10 protein-coding genes are annotated in these 15,633 nt (G+C 51.2%); 9 read left to right on the top strand and 1 reads right to left on the bottom strand.

The window, feature by feature from the left end:
- Window positions 1–32 precede the first annotated feature (32 nt).
- The 8 genes from holA (at window position 33) to C5O23_RS11345 (ending at window position 12,466) form a co-directional block, all read left to right on the top strand.
- Entirely contained in the window at window positions 33–1,067 is a 1,035-nt protein-coding gene (gene holA, locus C5O23_RS11380) for a DNA polymerase III subunit delta (protein WP_107033059.1), read from the top strand.
- A gap of 19 nt (window positions 1,068–1,086) precedes the next feature.
- Entirely contained in the window at window positions 1,087–2,847 is a 1,761-nt protein-coding gene (locus C5O23_RS11375) for a helix-turn-helix transcriptional regulator (RefSeq protein ID WP_107033058.1), read from the top strand.
- Between the two features lie 300 nt (window positions 2,848–3,147).
- The gene (locus C5O23_RS11370; RefSeq protein WP_107033057.1) at window positions 3,148–6,567 is read left to right on the top strand and encodes a SusC/RagA family TonB-linked outer membrane protein; all 3,420 of its coding nucleotides are present in this window, start codon (window positions 3,148–3,150) and stop codon (window positions 6,565–6,567) included.
- A gap of 16 nt (window positions 6,568–6,583) precedes the next feature.
- Window positions 6,584–8,002, top strand: coding sequence for a RagB/SusD family nutrient uptake outer membrane protein (locus C5O23_RS11365; protein ID WP_107033056.1), 1,419 nt, complete (start codon window positions 6,584–6,586; stop codon window positions 8,000–8,002).
- Between the two features lie 41 nt (window positions 8,003–8,043).
- On the top strand, window positions 8,044–9,132 hold the full coding sequence (locus tag C5O23_RS11360; RefSeq protein ID WP_107033055.1) for a thioredoxin family protein: 1,089 nt from the start codon (window positions 8,044–8,046) through the stop codon (window positions 9,130–9,132).
- A gap of 237 nt (window positions 9,133–9,369) precedes the next feature.
- Complete coding sequence (locus C5O23_RS11355; RefSeq protein ID WP_107033054.1) at window positions 9,370–9,846, top strand: Fur family transcriptional regulator; 477 nt, start codon at window positions 9,370–9,372, stop codon at window positions 9,844–9,846.
- Between the two features lie 37 nt (window positions 9,847–9,883).
- Complete coding sequence (locus tag C5O23_RS11350) at window positions 9,884–11,158, top strand: adenylosuccinate synthase (protein WP_107033053.1); 1,275 nt, start codon at window positions 9,884–9,886, stop codon at window positions 11,156–11,158.
- A 63-nt stretch (window positions 11,159–11,221) separates the two neighbouring features.
- Window positions 11,222–12,466 (top strand): DUF1015 domain-containing protein, encoded by a 1,245-nt coding sequence (locus C5O23_RS11345; RefSeq protein ID WP_107033052.1) that lies wholly within the window; start codon window positions 11,222–11,224, stop codon window positions 12,464–12,466.
- A 163-nt stretch (window positions 12,467–12,629) separates the two neighbouring features.
- Here the strand turns inward: C5O23_RS11345 and C5O23_RS11340 are convergent, their stop codons facing one another.
- Window positions 12,630–13,262 carry a C40 family peptidase gene (locus tag C5O23_RS11340; RefSeq protein ID WP_107033051.1) on the bottom strand — a complete coding sequence of 211 codons (633 nt, stop codon included), beginning with the start codon at window positions 13,260–13,262 and terminating at the stop codon, window positions 12,630–12,632.
- Between the two features lie 598 nt (window positions 13,263–13,860).
- On the opposite strand from C5O23_RS11340, the gene C5O23_RS11335 reads away from it, so the two are divergent.
- Window positions 13,861–15,516, top strand: coding sequence for a diphosphate--fructose-6-phosphate 1-phosphotransferase (locus C5O23_RS11335; RefSeq protein WP_107033050.1), 1,656 nt, complete (start codon window positions 13,861–13,863; stop codon window positions 15,514–15,516).
- The last annotated feature ends 117 nt before the right edge of the window (window positions 15,517–15,633 follow it).

Genomic DNA, 15,633 nt, shown 5'->3' with positions numbered 1-15,633 from the left:
AAACCTCTAAACCACTCATATCACCCCAGCCGATGGCCTCCGCAACTCCTACATTTTCAGAACTCCGGCGTCAGCTTACCGCACGGACCTCTTTAGCTCCCGTATATCTGCTTCACGGAGAGGAAGGCTATTATATCGACGAGCTCGTAAAGGATTTTGAAAACCTGATTCCCGAAGAGGAGCGTGATTTCAATCTCTACACTCTCTATGCTCCTGAATCAGGCATTGAGACTGTCATGGATGTCTGCCACCGCTACCCGATGATGGCCGAGCGCCAGGTGGTGATAGTAAAGGAGGCCCAGGCAGTCAGAGCCGATATGCTCAACAAGCTGCATAATTATGTGGCTCAGCCAAACCCGACTACAATTCTGGTGATCTCCTGCCGCGGTGCACAGGCCAAGGGCAAGGAACTGCTTGCCGCTGTCAGGAAAAATGGAGTGATATTTGAATCCAAAAGGCTCAGCGAACGCAACATTCTGCCGGTGATCTCTGATCTGATCAAAGAGAAGAAACTCAATGTCGATGCCAAGGCTCTTTCTATGTTGCGTGACTATATCGGCACTGATCTGTCGCGCCTTTACAATGAAATCGGCAAACTGGCTCTGATTCTCGGTCAGGGAGCCATGATCACCCCTGAAGCCATCGAGCGCAACATCGGCATATCGAAAGACTACAACAACTTCGAGCTGATAGATGCCATAATAGCCCGCAATGCCGCCAAGGCATTCACCATCATTGAATATTTCAGAAACAATCCGAAGAACAACCCTACGGTGATGACCGTATCCTCGTTGTTCAACCAGTTTTCAAATCTGCTCGTCTATCAGTACACCCGCGACAAAACCCAGAGCGGCTATATGGATGCCCTCGGTCTCCGTTCTTCCTGGGCCTTGAAATCATATGAAGCCGCCGCGCGGAGCTACAATGTCAGGCAGACCATTGAGATCATCTCGGCCATACGCGAGTTTGACACCCGCAGCAAGGGCATCGGCTCTCGTCAGAATGAATATGACCTGCTTAAAGATCTGATCTTCCATATTCTCACCGCCCGCGGAATCATCGGATGAAAACAAGAATGAGTTACTTATGAAAATACGCCTGCACATATGTCGTCTTCTGGTTTTGGCCTGCCTGTCAGTGCTGACACTATTGTCGCCATGTGTGGCAAAGGCTGATCTTAACGACTCTTTGTCCGGCCGGCTGGCCTATCTGAAAGAGCATGAAGATGACAAGCAGGCCATAAAAGATGTAGCCTTTCTCTATCTGAACCTCGGCAACTATGAAGAGGCTAAGAAATATGGCCGGCGCCTGCTTGACATGGGGAGCTCGACCGGCGACAGGGATTTCTGTGAACTTTACGGGCGTATAGTCATAGGCTCATCTATGCTTGACGAGGATGCCGACGAGTGTTTCCGTCAACTCGAAGAAGCACGGCTGATTGCCAATGCCACCGGCAATCTGGATGCGCTGGTCTCGATCGACAACAGTTTCGGAGCATATTATCTTCTTGGGCAGAATGATGCCTATACCTCGGCCGCATATTACTATGAAGCCCTTGAAAAGGCAAAGGAGCTGAATGACACCCGTCGTTACGGCATAATCCTGTCCAACTTGTCAGGAGCCTACCTGCTGATGAAAGATGTCTCCGGCCGCAGGCTTGCGGAAGAGGCTCACGAAATAGCCGAAAAGCGTGGAGATCCCATCCCGTTGTATTACGCCAAGTCCGCATTGACCCACTTCTGTCTTCTTGCCGACAGTCTCGACCAGGCCGGGCGGCTGATTGCCGAGATCGAAGATCTTCACCGGCAGGGTGAATTCGGAGGCGAACCGAACCTGTATCTTGTCAAAGGTCTCTTGGCCGACAAGCGCGGTGACACTCGCAGCGCCTACCGGAACTATACCCTCGCTATGGAACATTTCCGTGAATCAGATGCCTCTGAGGTCTCTGCCACTTATCTTGCCTATGCGCGTCTGCTTCGGCGCGACGGCCATCTGAAAAGCGCCATAGAGGTTCTTGAACAAGGCCTTGTCCATGCCAGAAGCGCAGAGATGAAAGTCCATGCCCCGGAACTGATGAAAGAGCTGGTCTATAGCTACCGCGATGCAGGCGACTATCGCAAGGCTCTTGATTATAGCCTTGCCTGCCAGGCCCTCCAGGACAGTGTCTTCACTCTGAGCCGCGAGCGGACACTGCATGAAAACCGTATCCGCCATGAAATCTATGCCAATGAACGGCTCATTGACGAACAGCGGATGGAACTGATGGCCACACGTCACCGCATGATTCTTCTTGCTGTCTGCGTGGCAGCAGCTGTCGCTCTGGTGCTTCTGGTCTATTTCAACTACAGGAAAAAAGACCGTCTTTATCGGGCCATCGTATTGCAGAACAAAGAATACATGGCCCGTGAACAAATGCTGGTGGAGCGGCTCGAAAGAGCCAGAGAGCAGGAGGGTCCGCAGGCTCAGGCTTCGCAAGCCTTGGCTGATGACGGTGGCAGAAGCAGGATCAACAGCCTGATGCCAAGTTTCACATCGCTGATGATCGAGCAGAAAGTCTTCTGTGATCCGGCCATTACCGTGGGTAAAGCCGCAGAGATGCTTGGCACCAACCGCACCTATCTCTCAAAAGCTATCAACGAATCCACCGGGAAGACATTCACGCAGATCGTCAACGATTATCGCATCCGTGAAGCGATCGCTCAGATCTCTGATCTGGAAACCGACAAACCGTTGAAGCAGATCTGCAGCGATGTGGGGTTCAGCTCACTTTCCACATTCTATTCGTCATTTCAGTCAATCACCGGAATGACCCCTGCCCGCTATCGCTCCCAGCTTAAGGAGATCTGATCTTCCTGCATCGGCATTTGATTTTGCGCACGTAGGTTTAGGCCCGACAAAAAAGCTAATTGCAGGCTTGTATATCATGGAGTTATTTTTTTTTGGCGTCTTGTTTTCCTGTTCTTTCAATTTTTACGTTTTCGGAAACATTAAATTTGCATTTATATCGCTGACATTTCTATATTTGCGATTGACAACAAATAATAGAATCTGTCAGCGATATTATTATTGCATTTCATAAATCACGTCTCATCAGTCGGATTTCGAAGCTTTAAAGTGAAAACCAGTCACCCACAAAATATTTTCCTTATGTTTAAACCAATCCTATACATCCTGACTGCTTCATTGGCTCTTTCCGTGCCGGCAATGGCGGATGCACAGGCTAAAAAATCGCCGTCTGTATCCACAAGCATAGATAAGATTAAGAGCAACACAATCTCAGGAACAGTACTTGACGAAAACGAAGAACCGCTACCAGGTGCCACGGTGATGATTGAAGGCACCGGCGAAGGCACTTCAACTGACATGGACGGCAATTTCACCTTGCTTTGTCACAAGCCGGAGCCGACATTGGTGTTTTCCTACGTCGGCATGAAGACAAAACAAGTCAGGGTTGATAAAAATTACAATTATATCCGCATTGTGATGGAAGCGGTCCCCAACATGATGGAGGAAGTAGTCGTGACGGGCTATCAGAACATCAAGCGTGAAAACGCCACCGGTTCCTACCAGATAATACGGGCAGAGGATATGGACAAGCGTTACACCGGCGACATCACTTCTAACCTCGAAGGCCGGGTGCCAGGCGTGGTTTTCGACCCGAAATCCAACACCAAGGATGAAAATGCTATCACCATCCGAGGCAAAAGCACCTTCAACGCCAAGGAGTCGCCGCTCGTTGTTGTCGACGGACTCCCCATCGAGGGCGGCATGAACACCGTCAACCCCTACGATATTGAAAACATCACCATTCTCAAAGATGCTGCGGCAGCCTCGATCTATGGTGCCCGCGCTTCAAACGGTGTCATTGTCATCACAAGCAAGAAAGCCAAGTCGCAGAAACTGAGCATCGACTTCAATGCCGATCTCCAGATCAGCGAGAAGATGAACTACGACAACTACAACTGGGCTTCGGCGGCCGATCTGATCCAACTCGAAAAATACAATTTCGATGCCATGCTCAAAAACAGCCCTCAGAGCATCCAGGACAATTTCAACCTGCTTGACCGCGGCAAAGCCAACGAGCTGACCCAGGTGATGCGGGTGCTTCTCGAAAACAACCGTGGCAATATCAGCGACGATGAGATGAACAGCACCTTCGACCGCTGGAGCCGTAACAACTACCGCAAGGAATATCAGAAAGTCCATGACCGCACCCAGGTCTCTCAGCAGTACAATCTTGCCTTGCGTGTCAATGGCAAAACCCTGTCGTCAAACATCGTAGTCAACTGGAACGGCAACAACGGCGGTGTCAGAGGCTATGATGCATCATCGCTCGCCCTCAAATATCTCGGTGATCTCAAAGTCGCTTCATGGATGGACCTCAATTTAAGCCTCAATGTGCTGAACAACCGCACCAAGAGTCATGCGCTCGGAAGCTATGGAAACATCAACTCATTCCTCGCATATCAATCCATGTACAACCCCGATGGTTCCCTTGCGCGCATGGAAGCCGACATCTACCCCGGCGAGGAAGTGCTTAACAATCCCGAATACGAACTTAAGGATGTGACCTACAACGTAGCTGACGAAATTGACAAAGGCTACAACACAAGCAAATCGCGCTACACCAATGTGCGCACCAACGTCCTTGCGCTTTTCCGTCTTCCCGTGACCGGATGGACTGCCCAGGCCCAGTTCCAGTATGAGGATATAGTTTCAATCAGCAGCACCCAATACAGCAAGGACTCTCAGTTCATGCGCAGCCTCTACAACCGCTACACAACCTCTTCCTCCGTGACTGAGTGGGTTGATACCGACGACCCATTCAACTGGGACTTCGGTAGCTGGGACGGTGATCCAGACCATTTTTATAAAGATCCTGTGACCATCAACAAGACAATCCACAACATCCCTGACGGCGACGCGCTGAGCGAAAGCACTGCACAAAGCCAGTACTATACATTCCGCGCACAGACCCGCTACAACCGCGAATTTCTCGGCGTACACGCCATCGACTTCATAGCCGGTTTCGAATACCGTCAGACCCATTCCTCTATGGAACAGGGCGGATACTACGGTTATGACCGCCAGACAAGCTCGAACCTCAACATGATCACCAACTGGGAATATATCAACAAACCGACCGTCGGTGTGATGGGCTCGAACTATACTCCCTATGGCGCACCCATAAGTTTTAGAACCTCTGAGACTCTTCACCGTTACTATTCTTACTACTTCACCGGCAACTATGTCTATGACAGCCGCTATTCTGTCTCAGGCAGCTACCGTGTCGACAAGGCCGACATGTTCGGAACCGACCCCAAATTCCGCGGCAAGCCCCTCTGGTCTGTCGGTGCTTCATGGAACGTCCACAACGAACGCTTCCTCCGCCCCGCCACCTGGCTCAATGTCCTTAAGCTCCGTGCCAGCTACGGTCTCACCGGCAATATCGACAACTCCGTGTCATCCTATCTTACCGCAAGCATGGCCACTAACCAGTTCGGCAATCTGCAAGGCACCCTTAACACACCCCCTAACGACCAGCTCCGTTGGGAAAAGACCGCCACTTGGAATGCCGGTATTGACTTCGCTTTCCTTGGCTACCGTCTCGCCGGTACATTCGACTTCTACCGCAAAAACAGCTCTGACATTCTGACTTCTGCCGAGCTCGACCCGACTACCGGGTGGACCACCCAGACCATCAACAGCGCCAAGATGACCAACACCGGTGTGGAACTTCAGCTTGACGGACAGATTCTTCCCGCGCGTCGCCGCAAAGACATCGGCATCAACCTCGGATTCAACATCGCCTATAACCACAATAAGGTGACCGACCTCCGCCGTTATCCTGCCTCGGCAAGCGAATTCCTCGGCATGACCTATCACAAGGGCTATCCCCTCAACTCTCTCTTCTCGATCGACTATGCAGGCCTTGTTGACAAAGACGGCACAATCTTTGTCGGATGGTATGACAGAAACGGCGAAGTCCAGACCACTTCTACCTCAAGTTCGACCTTCACAATGGACGATGTCATCTTCTCAGGCACGACCACTCCGAAAATCTCCGGCTCTCTGACTCCCGAAATCAGATGGAACGGCTTCTCGCTCTCGGCAATGTTTGCCTTCTACGGCGGCCACTACATGCGCACAGACAATGACGCATGGTCAAGCTCCACAGCCGGAACTGCCGGCTACAAGGGCGCTTTCGGCGATGCTTCCTTCTCCCGCGACCTTCTTCGCTACTGGAATGGCGATGAGGTTCCCGCCAACGGCTGGATGTCGACAAAGAACGGCAGCAACATCTCCACCGGCACTATCCGTAACACTGCCGTCAAACATGCCGACTACATGAAATTCCGCAGCCTGATCCTCAGCTACAGCTTCGATCAGAAACTTTGCCGGAAAATCGGTCTCAACGATCTTCGTCTCCGTTTCCAGATGAACAATATAGCGACATGGGCGCGCAACGGCATGGGCATCGACCCCGAAGCCTATAATCTCACCTCCGGCTTCCACATGGATAAAACTCCGCGTAGCTACACTATGAGCCTTATGTTCAACCTCTAAAAATCTAACCGACACAATGAAAAAGATATTACTGACACTTGCATCCGCTGCGATGTTGCTTACATCCTGTGACGACAAACTCGACATAAAGCCCTACGGTTCCTCAACCCTCAGTACAGTCGATGAACTTGAGACTCTTCTCAATGGGCTGCCATATCTGTGGTCCGGCAATGACTATTTTGATCTGGATGTCATCTGCAACAACACCTATCGCCCCTGGAACGGTGTCGCCGACTATATCGGCAATGACAACAGTCTCCGCTATGCCTATTTCACTTATGACGAAAGCATAGACCGGGCCGACCTTACTGATGATGACTATCGCTATAACAACCTTTATCAGAAAATAAATTATATGAACACGGTGATCTCCAAGGTGCCCGGCGCCGATGGAGGAACCGCTCAGAAGAAAGATCAGATCGTAGCCGAAGCCCGTGTGCGCCGTGCCTGGTATCACTTCCTGCTTGTCGGAATGTATGCCCGGCAGTATGACGAGGCCGAGGCCGACAAGCTTGGCGGAATCCCCTATGTCGATAACACCAATTCCGCCGAGGAAAAGACAAAACTCAGTCTCAAGAAGACCTATGAGCGGATTCTTGAGGATTGCGCTGACAATGTCCTCGAAAAACTCGTTCCGACCGGCGTCGACAACGTCTGCCGTTGCGGTCTCGACTTCGGCTACGGTGTCCGTGCCCGTGTGCTCTTCCAGATGAAACGCTATGACGAGGCTCTCCGCTATGCCGATCTCGCGCTGAAAATCAACGGCCGTCTTGAAAACCGCTCTGCTGTCAAAACCACAGGAGACTGGATTCTTGACTACGATTGTCCAAGCAACTACTATCTGATTTATTCAGACAATTCCAACCTCGGCGACTTGTATGGCTACGTGATTTCGCCCGAAGTCGCTGCCTGCATCGACCCGGATGACTACGTGTTCAAATATTATGTTGCCGAACCTTATATGGACCCCGCCTGGGGCACGCCTTATCCAACAGTTCCTGAAGGCTGTCTCCAGTCAAACATCGGTGATGCCCGTTGTAACGTCTGGGGCCTGCGCTCGGAGTCGATGTACTACATCAAGGCCGAGTGCCTGATCCGTTCAGGACAGATATCCGAAGGCCTCGCTCAGATTGACAAGGTCCGTGCCTCGCGCATCGAAGATCCTGAAATCTACGCTGACAAGACCGGTCTGACCGAAGCCGAGGCCATGAAGCTCCTCCAGGACAGCAAGCGTTTTGAATTCATCAAGACTTTCGAAAACTTCTTTGACCGCAAGCGCTGGAACTCGGAAGAAGCCTACAAGGCCACAATTGTCCGCGATCTCACCTCGCTCGGACTTGGTACATACTCCCTTTCGCCCGATTCGCCCATCTGGGTGTTCCCCTTCCCGATGAACGCTGTCAAACACAACAAATCTCTGACTCAGAACTATTGAACAGATCAAAAGACAACCCATAAATATCATTCATAAATATCATGATGAAAAGATTTTTCCTGAGTTCGGCTCTCTGTCTTGGCTTCGCCTTGACAGGAGCCGCACAGACTGAATTCCGCCACATTTCATTCGAAGAGGCTCTGACGGCAGCCAAAGCCGAGGGAAAGAAAGTGTTCATTGACTTCTACACCTCATGGTGCGGTCCGTGCAAGCGCCTTGCCGCCAATGTTTTCCCTACAAAAGAAGTGGGCGACTATATGAACAGCAACTACGTCTGTCTGAAACTTGATGCCGAAAAGGAAGGCGCCGATCTCGCAAAACAATTTCAGGTCAGCGCATATCCGACCCTGATTGTGGTCGACACCGACGGCAAACTCCTTGGCTCATTTGCCGGATATAAGGAAGGCAAGGATTTCATTGCGGCTGTCGATGCTCTCAAGGACCCTGAAATGAATCCCGAACGTGTAAAGGAACGCTATCTGGCCGGAGAGCGCAACGGCAAGCTCGTTTTTGCCTATGCCCGCTACCTCATGGAAAACAACCGTTCATATCAGGAGGGAATCCGTCAGAGCCAGCAGGTGATTGACGAGTATTTCAACTCACTCTCTGACTCCGACCGCCTGAAGCCCGAAAATGCGTTGATGTTCACAAACTACACCTATGAATATTCTAATCCGAGGCTGAAATTCATGTGCGACAACGTCAATGCTTTCGATGAATCACTGCGCGAGGATGTAAAGAAGATGATCGCCATTCTTTACCGCCAGGAAGCCTATCGCTATCTTTCCGGCAATCATCTTGTTGATGAAGCCTCTCGCTCTGCCTATGACCTCTTTAAAAAAGAATCGGCCGGCCTTGGCTATGCCGATGACTTTGCCGGAATGTTCCGCTTCATAGAGAAACGGGCCGAGTCTGATGACGCTGCCTATCTTGCATATTGCAACGAGAATTTTCCCTCGCTTGATGATGATGCGCAGTCAAGCCTTGTTTCCGGAGTGGGCGAGATCTTCAATACGGATACCCCTGAGCAGAAAAAAGCCATCTCGGCCTTTATCCGCAAATATATCGGCACAATGTCAAGCCAGGGAGTCTATATGGCGGCAATGTCGATCTATCAGCTTGAAAAGTAAAATAGGGGAGAGAGACTCCCTGTCTTGCTTAACATAAGGTTAATATATTTTGTGAGAGTGCTTGCCTGTTGCACGGGCAAGACACTCTCTGTTTGATTGGAAATGGAACCGGCGCTTGGTTTGCGTCGGCTTCATTGTTTTTTCTGCCGGTTTGTACACGTTTGTTGTTGAACGACCTCTTAAATTCGTGGTCCAAAATTTGGAAATTATGGCTCTGAATTGTAATTTTGTCGATTGATGAACGAGGAAAAGCGAAAAAGCGAGGCTGAAAGCCGTCTGCGTCAGTATCTTTCTGAGCGTCACCTGCGTTGTACTCCCGAACGTCTGGCGATTCTTGGAGTAGTTATGGATGCACGCGGTCCGTTTACACCAGCCGACCTGCTCACAGAGCTTTCCGGCCGTGACTTTCGGCTGAGCCAGGCTACTGTCTACAACACTCTGAAACTTCTTGAAGCAGCCTCGGTGGTCAGACATCGCCCTTCATCGGGCGGCGTAGAGACCTACGAATGCGCCTCGCGTGTCTACGAGCATCTCACCCTTGTCTGTTCGCGTTGCGGCCGCACCCGCGAGCTCCGCGATGCCGAACTCACCAAACTCATCAAGCTACGGCGCTATCCGTCGTTCGTCATGAGCGGTTTCGACCTTTATATCCACGGTCTGTGTTCGCGGTGCCGTGGGGTAGGGAGGGCCCGCCGGACAGCAAAAGAAAAATAAACATCACACAGTATAAATCATAGAACTTAGTAAAATCATGAAAGTTGACGTGCTTCTCGGTCTCCAGTGGGGCGACGAAGGAAAAGGTAAGGTGGTCGATGTGCTGACCCCGCGCTACGATGCAGTTGCCCGCTTCCAGGGTGGTCCAAATGCCGGCCACACCTTAGAGTTCGAAGGCAAGAAATATGTGCTCCGTTCAATTCCCTCAGGCATTTTCCAGCATGGCCAGATCAATATCATCGGCAATGGCGTGGTTCTTGACCCCGTGCTTTTCAAGCAGGAAGCCGAGGAACTTGAAAAAAGCGGAGTTGATCTGCGCTCCATCCTGAAGATCTCGAAAAAAGTTCATCTCATAACCCCGACCCACCGTCTGCTCGACGCTGCCAATGAAAAGGCAAAAGGGGGCAAAAAGATCGGCACCACAGGCAAAGGCATCGGCCCGACCTACACCGACAAGATCTCGCGCAACGGCCTGCGTCTCGGCGATGTCTTCCACAACTTCAAGGAAAAATATTCAACTCTGCGCCAGCGTCATCTCGAAATGCTCGCATCGCTCGGTGCCACCCCTGACAATCTCGAACAGCTTGAAGAAACCTGGATGGACGCCATTGTCTATCTCAAAGGCTTCGGCATTGTAGACTCCGAATTCCTCATCAACCAGCTTCTTGCCGAAGGCAAGAGTGTGCTCTGCGAAGGAGCTCAGGGCACGCTCCTCGACATTGACTTCGGTTCATATCCCTTTGTGACATCATCCAACACAATCAGCGCCGGTGCATGCTCAGGACTCGGTGTGGCTCCCAATAAGATTGGAGAAGTGTTCGGCATTTTCAAAGCCTACTGCACCCGCGTGGGCAGCGGTCCCTTCCCCACAGAACTTTTTGATGCCACCGGAAAACGCATCCGCGACCTCGGCCATGAATACGGCGCCGTAACCGGCCGCGAACGCCGCTGCGGATGGATCGACCTCGTGGCTCTTCGCTATGCCATCATGCTTAACGGTGTGACCCAGCTCATCATGATGAAGAGCGACGTACTTGACGATTTCGACGAAATCAAAGCCTGCGTGGCCTATCGCATAAACGGCCGCGAGACAACCCAGTTCCCATTCTCGATCGACGAAAGCATCGAACCCGTCTATGCCACTCTTCCCGGATGGAAGACCGACATGACCGGAATGCAGAGTGAATCGGAGTTCCCGAAGCAGTTCAAAGACTATATCGACTTCCTTGAAAAGGAACTTGCCACACCGATCACCATCGTGTCAATCGGTCCTGACAGAAAACAGACAATCATACGCGACAGAAAGGCCTGACAGGGGCCTTTCTCCTCGCCTTGTGACAATATACAACTTACCTTAAACCAAAAACCAAAACACATGGCAAAAGTAAAACCGTTCAAGGGGATTCGTCCCCCGCGTGAAATGGTCACCCGCGTCGCATCCCGTCCTTACGATGTTCTGAACTCCGAAGAAGCCCGCCATGAGGCCGAAGGAAATCCCAGCTCGCTCTATCACATCATCAAGCCTGAGATTGATTTCGAGCCCGGAACAGACGAGCATGACCCCAAGGTCTACGAAAAGGCCGTTGAAAACTTCAACGCTTTCCGTTCCAACGGATGGCTGGTCCAGGACGAAGAGGACCACTACTACATCTATGCCCAGACCATGAACGGCCGCACTCAGTACGGCATCGTTGTGGCTGCCAATGTGGCTGACTACATGGAAGGACGCATCAAGAAGCATGAACTTACACGCCGTGACAAGGAAGAAGACCGCATGAAGCATGTCCGCATCAACAATGCCAACGTCGAACCGGTGTTCTTCGCTTTCCCTGACAACGAACCGCTGCAGAAAGTCATCGACACTGTCACTGCCGGCGAGCCTGAATATGACTTCACTGCTCCTGACGGCTTCGGCCACCACTTCTGGGTTATCAGTGACCCGGTTATGATTCAGTGCGTTACCGAAGAGTTTGCCAAGATCCCTTATCTATATATCGCCGACGGCCATCATCGTTCAGCAGCAGCAGCACTGGTGGGGCATGAGAAAGCCCAGGCCAATCCCGCGCATACCGGCGAAGAGGAATATAACTATTTCCTTGCCGTGGCTTTCCCCGCTTCGCATCTTAACATCATCGACTACAACCGTGTGGTGAAAGATCTCAACGGTCTCACTCCCGCGCAGTTCCTCGACCGTGTGGCCGAAAACTTCACAGTCGAAGAGAAAGGCGCTGACGAATATCGCCCCCAGGAGCTCCACAACTTCGCGCTCTACCTCGGCGGAAAATGGTATTCGCTCACAGCCAAGCCCGGAACCTATAATGACAATGATCCCATCGGAGTGCTTGACGTGACCATCTCAAGCGATCTGATTCTGCGTGACATCCTCGGCATAACCGACCTCCGCAGCGACAAGCGCATCGACTTCGTGGGTGGCATCCGCGGCCTCGGCGAACTCAGCCGGCGTGTCGACTCCGGAGAGATGGCTGTGGCCCTTGCTCTCTATCCAGTGTCGATGAAGCAACTGATGGATATCGCGGACACCGGCAACATCATGCCTCCGAAGACAACCTGGTTCGAACCTAAACTCCGTTCAGGCCTCGTTATCCACAAACTCGACTGATACCGCCAATCACCCTTGGCAGTCAGACCGATCGGCCTGACTGCCAAGGGCAATAAAAAACAAATCTCACAGATCCGTCGCGGATTTGTGAGATTTTTTGTTGGCTATGTCTGATATGATAAAACTATGGTTGTTATAGTGTGTATTTTATGAGAGTCGTGTTTTAGGCTGTCGGGCTGTTGACGCCGATGATCCGCTTGGCTCCGATGTAGCGTTTGGAGTAGTAACCGCCGTCGGGGAAACGCTGGTAGGTCACGCCCTGCGATGTCGATGCGTGGATGAATGTGCATGAGCCGTCTTCCTTGACATCGACCACCATTGCCACATGGCCAACGGTCTTCTTGCCTCCTGCTCGGCCTGAGAAGAAGAGCAGGTCACCGGGACGGAGATCTTCGGTGTTCACCTTTTCTCCTTCGCTGTACTGGCTGCGTGACGAGCGGCTGAGATTGAAACCGAATTTCTTGAACACGTAGCCCACAAAACCTGAGCAATCGAAGGCCGAAGGGCCGGAAGCTCCGCGACGATAGCGTGTGCCGAGAAATTTTGCAGCGTAATCGGTCATCTTGCCGATGAGATCTGAATCAAACTCCTCCTCTGCACTTTCTTCTGAAGTGAAAGGCGAGAATGCCTGAAGGGCGCTGATGGCATCTCCGCTTACGCCCGATGCCGCGTTAAACAACTCTATGTGGGCTGCCGGAAGCTTGAAGGGAGTGGGATTCTGTTCTGCTTTAGTCTGAATGGAACACATGAGCGGGAGCAGGAGTGTTGCCATTGCAGTCACTATATATTGTTTCATGTCTTGTTGATGATTCTTAATTTCATTTATCGGCCTCTGTGGCCTCCATTTCTGAATTGCATTGCAAAATTAGTAAAAAGTCGCATTGCCTCAAAATGGCAAAATATTGACTTTCCGATAATTGACAAAATGAAACTTTTGGGCTTGGATTGAAACAAAAATTAGCATTAAATGTGTAAATGTTAAAAGGTAAGGGGGGGTAAAGCGCAGTAAAAATACAATAATTAACATATTGTAACAATTGAGGTGAGCCAAATATGACAAATTGTTGACCGATTTTTCATATGCAGGGGGGAGTTGATATTGTAAATGTTAAATTGGTTAGTGGGTTTTTAGGGTGTATTTATCTGTAAAACAGCTATTAGCACAATGCAGCGGAATGTGTGCACTTTTACAATATTTTGCAGATTTTAACGCAGTAAGATCACGCCTGGGAAATGGCTATAACACTCAGGGCAAAATCGCTTGATTTTTTCCAAAATATTTGCGACCTTTGCCAAAGTAAAAGCTAACCAACCTCTTAATGTGCAGATCAAGCATTCTTTCCTCGTTTTAGGTGCAATGTCAAAATAGAAATAACCCTTTATAAAGAAAAAAGATGAAAAAAAGCGCTTTGCAGCAAGCCCGTGCGGCTTACAAGCCCCAACTCCCCATCGTGCTTACCGGTGGTGTGAAAGTGGTTGAAGGTGAGGCTACCCAGTCGGCCGACAATCAGGAAGACATCAAAAATCTTTTCCCCAACACCTACGGTCTCCCCGAAATCCGTTTCGAAAAAGTTCCGGCAGAGGAGTCAGTAGAGCCTATCAATGTAGGTGTGATCCTTTCAGGAGGCCAGGCCCCCGGCGGACACAACGTCATCAGCGGTCTCTTCGACGGTATCAAGAACCTCAATAAAAAGAGCCGTCTCTACGGTTTCCTCATGGGCCCCGGCGGTCTCGTTGACCACAAATATAAAGAACTCACTGCCGAAATCATTGACGAATACCGCAACACCGGCGGCTTCGACATCATCGGTTCAGGCCGTACAAAGCTCGAAACCAAAGAGCAGTTCGACAAGGGCCTTGAAATCCTCAAGGAACTCGACATCAAAGCGCTCGTTATAATCGGCGGTGACGACTCGAACACAAACGCCGCCATCCTCGCCGAATACTACAAGGCCATCGGTGCCGGTGTGCAGGTGATCGGTGTGCCCAAGACCATCGACGGCGACCTCAAGAACAACGTCATCGAAACCTCGTTCGGCTTCGACACCGCCACCAAGGTGTATTCCGAAGTGATCGGCAACATCCAGCGCGACTGTAACTCTGCCAAAAAATACTGGCACTTCATCAAACTCATGGGCCGTTCGGCTTCTCACATCGCCCTCGAATGCGCTCTCCAGTGCCAGCCCAACGTCTGCATCATCTCTGAGGAAGTCGAGACAAAGAATCTAACACTCGATCAGGTTGTGGATGACATCGCCGATGCGGTAGTGGCACGTGCAAAAGACGGCAACAACTACGGTGTGGTCCTCATCCCCGAAGGCCTAATCGAATTCATCCCCGCTGTCAAGGCCCTCATCTCCGAACTCAACGACCTTCTCGCTGTCAAGGCTGAGGAATTCGCTGCAATTGATCCTGAAAAGCAGCGCGAATGGGTGCTCGGTCAGCTCAGCGAAGCAAATGCCAAGACCTACGAGTCGCTCCCTGCAGGCGTGGCCCGTCAGCTCACTCTCGACCGCGACCCCCACGGCAACGTGCAGGTTTCTCTTATCGAGACTGAAAAGCTCCTCTCGGAAATGGTTGGCAAGCGTCTCGAACAGCTCGCTGCCGAAGGGAAATACAATGGCAAGTATGCCACAATGCACCACTTCTTCGGCTATGAAGGCCGCTGCGCCGATCCCTCTAACTTCGATGCAAACTATTGCTATGCGCTCGGCTACACCGCAGCCTGCCTGATCGCAGCGGGCAAGACCGGCTACATGTCAAGCCTCCGCAATCTCACCTTCGCTCCCGTCAACTGGATTGCAGGCGGTATCCCCATCACCATGATGATGAACATGGAACGCCGTCACGGCGAAATGAAGCCTGTGATCCGCAAGGCTCTCGTTGAACTCGACGGTGCGCCCTTCCTGAAATTCGCCAAGGAACGCAACACTTGGAAATATAACACCTGCTACACTTATCCTGGCCCGATCCAGTACTTCGGTCCCTCTGAAGTCTGCGATCTTCCCTCGCTCACTCTCGTCTACGAGCAGAAGCGCCGCCGCTATTGATAAATAGCACTTAGAATAAAATCCTCCCGTCCCGCCGGACCGCTCCGGCAGGACGGGTGGATTTTTATTGTGAGCAATTATGCGTTTTCACTTGTTGTAAGAGATAACAGGTTGTTC

The sequence above is a fragment of the Duncaniella muris genome, from assembly GCF_003024805.1.
In the GTDB taxonomy this organism is placed as follows: domain Bacteria; phylum Bacteroidota; class Bacteroidia; order Bacteroidales; family Muribaculaceae; genus Duncaniella; species Duncaniella muris.
This window is presented reverse-complemented; position numbering and strand designations above follow the sequence as displayed.